General features: G+C 74.1%; 5 protein-coding genes. 3 read left to right on the plus strand and 2 right to left on the minus strand.

From position 1 onward, the window contains the following. Window positions 1–460, minus strand: a 460-nt coding sequence (locus AE652_RS32285) for an EamA family transporter (RefSeq protein ID WP_049658051.1), incomplete at its 3' end; no start/stop codon positions are given. A 277-nt stretch (window positions 461–737) separates the two neighbouring features. Here AE652_RS32285 and AE652_RS32290 point away from each other — a divergent pair. Both AE652_RS32290 and AE652_RS32295 read left to right on the plus strand, forming a co-directional pair. Continuing rightward, window positions 738–1,658 (plus strand): serine/threonine dehydratase, encoded by a 921-nt coding sequence (locus tag AE652_RS32290; RefSeq protein ID WP_049658053.1) that lies wholly within the window; start codon window positions 738–740, stop codon window positions 1,656–1,658. 267 nt (window positions 1,659–1,925) lie between these two features. Beyond that, a complete protein-coding gene (locus AE652_RS32295) occupies window positions 1,926–3,587 on the plus strand; it encodes an APC family permease (protein WP_049658055.1) in 1,662 nt (553 codons plus the stop codon). Window positions 3,588–3,648: 61 nt separating this feature from the next. On the opposite strand, the gene AE652_RS32300 is transcribed toward AE652_RS32295, so the two are convergent. Beyond that, window positions 3,649–5,370, minus strand: a complete 1,722-nt coding sequence (locus AE652_RS32300) for an FAD-dependent oxidoreductase (protein ID WP_369808348.1) — start codon at window positions 5,368–5,370, stop codon at window positions 3,649–3,651. 208 nt (window positions 5,371–5,578) lie between these two features. Between AE652_RS32300 and AE652_RS32305 the strand changes: the two genes are divergently transcribed. Next, the coding region (locus AE652_RS32305) for a SchA/CurD-like domain-containing protein (protein ID WP_049658059.1) at window positions 5,579–6,619 on the plus strand (1,041 nt) is incomplete at its 3' end.

Raw genomic sequence — 6,619 nt, forward strand, 5'->3', positions numbered from 1 at the left:
GGCGCGGGCCCGCCGCCGGGGCGGCCACCAGCAGGGCGAGGCCGGCCAGGGCCAGGGCGACCGCGGCCGCCGTTCGACGGGTCAGGCGTTCGCCGAGCAGCAGGTGGGCGCCGAGGCTGGTGAACACCGGGCCGGCGCCGATGGTGATCAGGGTGCCCAGCCCGAGGCCCGCGTACCGCACCGAGCCGAAGTAGGCGCACTGGCTGACCGCCAGACCGAGCCCGGTCAGCGCGGCGGCGCGCCACCCGGCAGCGCCCCGCCGACCGCGCGGCCGGCGGCCCGGCAGCAGGGCCAGGCAGAGCGCGGCGACGCCGAAGCGCCAGCAGGAGACGCCCGCCGGGCCGAGCCCGCTGGTGCTCATCAGCAGTGCGGAGACGGCGCCGCCCACGCCCCAGGCGACGGCGGCGGCGGAGATGGACAGGAGGCCGCGCCGGAAGGGCACGGCGGTGTACGAGGTCATGCGTCGGTACTCCACGATGAGTTGCCGGTTCAGGTCCGCTGGGTACGCGGGCGGCAGTCATCGCCCCGGCTGCGGGCAGTCCCGTCGGGCCGGAGGAGGTGGAGTGGGCCGCCCGCTAGCGGGCCGGCGGGGGGAGGATCACGAATCGCACGGGGCCAGCCTACGCGCGGTCCGGCCCCGGCGTTCGTGATCTTTCCTTCGCCCACGGACGGGACGTACGGTCGTCCTGGCCGGGACTCCCGGTGGCACGTCCCCCTCGACGAAGGAGCGGAACACGATGGACCAGCTGACGTACGACGAGGTCGAGGCCGCCGGGAAGCGGATCGCCGGGCGGGTGCGCCCGGTGGCGGTGGCACCGGGGGACGACGGCGGACGGACCTGGCTGGCGCTGGAGTTCCTCCAGCACACCGGCAGCTTCAAGGCGCGCGGCGCGCAGAACTTCCTGCTGGCGCACGCCGAGGCGGGCACCCTCCCGGACGCCGGGGTGACCATCGCCTCGGGCGGCAACGCCGGGCTTGCCTGCGCCTGGGCGGCCCGCGAACTCGGCGTCCGGGCAACGGTGTTCCTGCCCGAGACGGCCTCCCCGGTGAAGCTGGCGCGGCTGCGCTCGTACGGCGCCGAGGTACGGCTGGCGGGCCGGGAGTACGCGGAGGCGCTGGCCGCCTGCGAGGAGTTCGCGGCCGGCAGCGGGGCGCTGTCCTCGCACGCGTACGACCACCCGCTGATCGCCGCCGGCGCCGGGACGGTCCTGTCGGAGATCCGCGCCGGGGTGCCCGGGCTGGACACGGTGGTGGTGTCGGTCGGCGGCGGCGGGCTGTTCGCCGGGGTGGCGGTGGCGGCCCGCGAGCACGGCATCCGGGTGCTCGCCGTGGAGCCGACGGGCAGCCGCGCGCTGAACGCCGCCCTGGCCGCGGGCCGCCCGGTGGACGTCCCGGTGGACTCCGTCGCCCAGGACTCGCTCGGGGCCCGCCGGGCCACCGCCCTCGCCGTGGACGCCGCCGCGCACGAGGGCGTCCGGTCGGTGCTGGTCGACGACGAGGCCATCGTGCGCGCCCGCCGGCAGCTCTGGGAGGACCGCCGGATCGCCGTCGAGTACGCGGCCGCCACGGCGCTCGCCGCCGTCGACCGGGCCGAGGGCGAGCGCGTCGCCGTGCTGCTCTGCGGCGCCAACACCGACCCGTCCGATCTGGTGGACTAGCGCCGCTCCGCTATACGGAGCCCACTATTCCCATCCTCGGGAATTTCCCCTATCATGCGACCCCGCACGGCGCGGCCCGAATTTCGGTCGGATCGATCGGATACGTAATATGCCGGGCGCCATAACGCCCCCTACCTGCAAGGATGTCCGGAAAAGAATGAAACATTCAGTAATGAAATCTGTGCAGAGGGGGCTGAAAAGTCCTAGTGTGTGGCAACTCTCATCGCTCCGCCCACCCCGGAGTCCCCACACACAGAGAGATCGTTCATGGCTTCCCTCAACCAGATCTCGCCGCCCGGCCAGGGCACCGGTTCCGAAACCGGCACCGCCCAGCGGTCACTGCGCCGCCACGTCGGCCTCGTCGGCCTCATGTGGGCCTCGGTCGGCTCGATCATCGGCTCCGGCTGGCTGTTCGGCGCCAAGGAGGGCGTCGTGGCGGCCGGCCCGGCCGCCGTCGTCTCCTGGGGCATCGGCACGGTGGCGATCGTGCTGCTCGCGCTCGTGCACGCCGAGCTCGGCAGCATGTTCCCGGTCTCGGGCGGTACCGCGCGGTACCCGCACTACGCCTTCGGCGGCCTCGCCGGAATGTCCTTCGGCTGGTTCTCCTGGCTCCAGGCGGCCACCGTCGCGCCGATCGAGGTCGAGGCGATGATCGGCTACGCCCGGCACTGGCCCTGGGCGGGCGGCCTGCTCAACGACAACAACACCCTCACCGCCAGCGGCTTCGCCGTCGCCACCGTGCTCATGGCGGTGTTCGTCGCGGTGAACTTCCTGGGCGTGCGCGTCCTGGCCCGCACCAACAACGTCGCCACCTGGCTGAAGATCTTCGTCCCGCTGTTCACGATCTTCGTGCTCGCCGTGACCAACTTCCACGGCTCCAACTTCACCTCGCACGGCTTCGCCCCGTTCGGCGCCCAGGGCGTGCTCGCGGCGATCAGCACCAGCGGCATCATCTTCGCCCTGCTCGGCTTCGAGCAGGCCATCCAGCTGGCCGGCGAGAGCCGCAACCCCAAGCGCGACATCCCCCGCGCCGTCCTCGGCTCGGTCGCCATCGGCGCCGTGGTCTACACCCTGCTCCAGGTCGTCTTCATCGGCGCGCTGCCGGTCAGCTCCTTCGCCAACGGCTGGGACAAGCTCGACTTCCCCGGCATCGACGGCCCCTTCGCGGGCCTCGCCACCACCGTCGGCCTCGGCTGGCTGGCCTGGGTGCTGTACGCCGACGCCGTGATCTCCCCCGGCGGCAGCGGGCTGATCTACACCACCTCGACCTCGCGCATCTCCTACGGCCTGAGCCGCAACGGCTACGCCCCGCAGCGCTTCGAGGAGCTGGACAAGAACGGCGTGCCGTGGTTCGGCCTGGTCATCGCCTTCGTCACCGGCGTGATCTGCTTCCTGCCCTTCCCGAGCTGGCAGGAGCTGGTCGGCTTCATCACCTCCGCCAGCGTGCTGATGTACGCCGGCGCCCCGCTGGCCTTCGGCGCGATGCGCCGCCGGCTGCCCGACCGCGAGCGCCCCTACCGGCTGCCGGCGGGCGGCGTGATCTCCCCGGCCGCGTTCGTGGTCTCCAGCCTGATCATCTACTGGTCCGGCTGGCACACCCTCTCCCGCCTGGGCATCGCGATCGTGCTCGGCTACGTCCTGCTCGGGAGCTACGCCGCGTACGCGATCAGGAAGGGCCTGCCGAACGCGCCGCGACTGAGCTGGAAGGCCGCCCAGTGGCTGCCGCCCTACCTGATCGGCCTCGGCCTGATCTCCTGGCTCGGCGGCTTCGGCGACGGCATCGGCCGGATCCCGCTGTGGACCGACATGGCCCTGGTGTCGGTGTTCTCGGTGGCCATCTACTACTGGGCGATCCGGGTGGCGCTGCCGGCCGAGGAGATCGAGCAGGAGGTCGCCGACGTCGAGGTGGTCGACGAGGGCGGCCACTGACCGCCGACGAACGACAGGACGGGCCCGCCGGCCGTGCGACCGGCGGGCCCGTCCGCGTCCGTCAGAGGCTCAGCACCGTCCGCAGCGCCGCGGCGAACTCGGCCTCCGCGTCCCGCGGCGGGCCGGGCGAGCGCCAGGCGACGAAGCCGTCCGGACGGACCAGCACCGCGCCCAGCGGGCCGATGCCGTGCAGGGCGGCGAAGTCCGCGCCGGGCTCCGGCGCCAGGTCGTCCTCGGCCCCGTCGCCGATCCGGAAGCCGTCCAGCGGGACGGCCAGCCGGTCGGCCGCACGCCGGGCACCCGCCTGCCAGGCACCGCCCTCGGGGCCGGTGAGCAGCACCATCGCCTGCTCGTACAGGTCCAGCGTGGAGAGCCTCACCCCCGCCCGCAGCAGCCACTGGTGCGGGGCCCGGCTGCCCGGCTCGCCCGCCGACTCGAACTGCTCGGGGACCACCGGGCCGTCCCGGTCCGCACCGACCACGGCGCCCACCGGGTACCGGTAGCCGAGCGCCACCGCCAGCACCCCGGCCTGCCGGCCCGCGCCGGGCACCACCGCGTAGCCCGGGTGGCTGTGCTCGGCGGACCGCGCCGAGGCCCGCTCGCCGGTCACCCGGGCGACCGGGCGGCGCTCCTGCCCGTACGTCTCCAGCAGCCCCGGCCCGGCCCAGCCGCAGAGCACGGCGGAGATCTTCCACGCCAGGTTGTGGGCGTCCTGGATGCCGGTGTTGGAACCGAACGCCCCGGTCGGGGACATCTCGTGGGCGGAGTCCCCGGCGAGCAGGACCCGCCCGGCGCCGTACCGCTCGGCCACCCGCTCGGCGGCGTGCCAGGGCGCCCGGCCGGTGACCTCGACGTCCAGTTCCGGCAGGCCGACGGCGGTGCGGATGTGCCGCTCGCAGCGCTCGTCGGTGAAGGCCTCCAGCGGCTCGCCGTGCTCGGGGTGCCAGGGCGCGTGGAAGACCCACTCCTCCTGGTTGTCCACCGGCAGCAGCGCGCCGTCCGCCTCCGGGTTGGTCAGGTAGCAGGCGATGAAGTGCCGGTCGCCGACCACCTCGGCCAGGCGCTTGGCCCGGAAGGTGATGCTGACGTTGTGGAACAGCTCGCCCTTGCCGGACTGGCCGATGCCCAGCCGCTCGCGGACCGGGCTGCGCGGGCCGTCCGCGGCGATCAGGAACTCCGAGCGCACCACCCGCCGCTCGCCGCTCTCCCGGCTGCGCAGCACCGAGGTGACGCCCTCCGCGTCCTGCTCGAAGGAGACCAGTTCGGTGCTGAACCGCAGGTCGCCGCCGAGTTCGCGGGCGGCCCGCCGCAGCACCGGCTCCAGGTCGTTCTGGCTGCACAGGCACCAGGAGCTGGGGCTGAACCGGGCCAGCCGGCCGCCCGGGTCGATCTCCCGGAACAGCCACTCCTGCTCGGCGCCGGTCAGCGACGGCGCTTGGAGGATGCCGTGGTTGGGGGCCAGGATCGAGGCCGCCTCACGGATCGCGGGTTCGATCCCGGCCACCCGGAACAGCTCCATGGTGCGGACGTTGTTGCCGCGCCCCCGCGGGTGGTGCGAGGTGTCGGCGTGCTTCTCGACCAGCAGGTGCCCGACCCCGAGCCGCCCGAGGAAGAGCGAGGCCGACAGCCCGACCAGCGAGCCGCCCACGATGAGGACCGGCACCCGGTCGTCAACCTTCGGATTCATCAATTGCTCCACCCTGTCAGGGGATTCCGCGGCCCGGAGACTGGGCTCGGCGCCGCCCTCGGCGGGCCCGCTCGACCGGGGGCCCCGCTCTTCCATCCCCCGCCGGAGGGGGCCCGTGGCGCCCCTTCGCCCGGATGGCCCGCAAATCTCGCGCCGCGCCCGCCGCGCCGCCCACGATCGACCTCAGGCCTGGCGCCGACGCGCCCGGCCGACCCGCCGTCGCACCGCCCTCCCAGGCCGGGGAGCACCCGCCGGGCACGGCCGACACGGCCCGCAGCGTGCGGCCCAGAGCAGAAAGTGGATCATGACAACTCTGTCCGAACCCCAGCCGAAGCAGCACGACGAGGCCGACACCCGGCTGCGGGTCGTGCTGATGCTGGAGATCCAGGACGGCGCCCAGCAGCGCTTCCTCGACGTGTACGAGCAGCTGCGCCACCAGGTGGCCTCGGTCCCCGGACACGTCAGCGACCAGCTGTGCCAGTCGATCAACGACCCGCGCCAGTGGCTGATCACCAGCGAGTGGAAGGACCAGGAGACCTTCCTGGAGTGGGTGGACAGCCCGGCCCACCGGGAGATGGTCAAGCCGATGCACGGCTGCGTCAGCGACAACTTCCGCTCGCTGCGCTACGCCGTGCTGCGCGAGACCTCCGCGGCCGGCTCGACCGGCACCCGGGCCCCGATGGAGGTGCCGCCCGGGCTGCCGCGCACCACTCCCGCCGGGCACGTCGGCCCGCCCAGGGTCGACCCCGGCCCGGACGGGGTGGTGCGCCACGCGCTGACCTTCACCGTCAAGCCCGGCAGCGAACCCGAGGTGGCCCGCATCCTCTCCGGCTACGCCTCCCCCCGGGCCGAGGTGGACGAGCACACCCGGCTGCGCCGCACCTCGCTGTTCATGCTCGGCAACCGGGTGGTCCGCGCCGTCGAGGTGATCGGCAACCTCGGCGACGCGCTGCGCCACGTGGCGATGCAGCCCGAGGTGCGGGCCGTCGAGGAGGCGCTCAACCCGCACCTGGAGGAGAGCCGCCAACTGGGCGACCCGCAGGCCGCCCGGGCGTTCTTCGCCAGGGCCGCGCTGCCCGCCCGGCACCAGGCGATCGCCAGCTCCCCCGCCTCCGCCCGGCTGCACCGGCACGCCGTGCTCTACCCGGTGCGGCCGGACCGCGGGCAGGAGGTGGCCGAGCTGCTGGCCGAGCACGACAACCTCGCCACCGCCGACCCGACCGGGCCGGTCGCGGCGGCCACCGTCTTCCACCGCGAGGACGTGGTGGTGCGCCTGGTCGACCTGCGGGTGCCGGCCGAGGCCGACCCGGCGGCCGCCCTCGGCGTGGCCGACGACCGGCAGGCC

The sequence above is a fragment of the Kitasatospora sp. MY 5-36 genome, assembly GCF_001182915.1.
In the GTDB taxonomy this organism is placed as follows: Bacteria; Actinomycetota; Actinomycetes; order Streptomycetales; family Streptomycetaceae; genus Kitasatospora.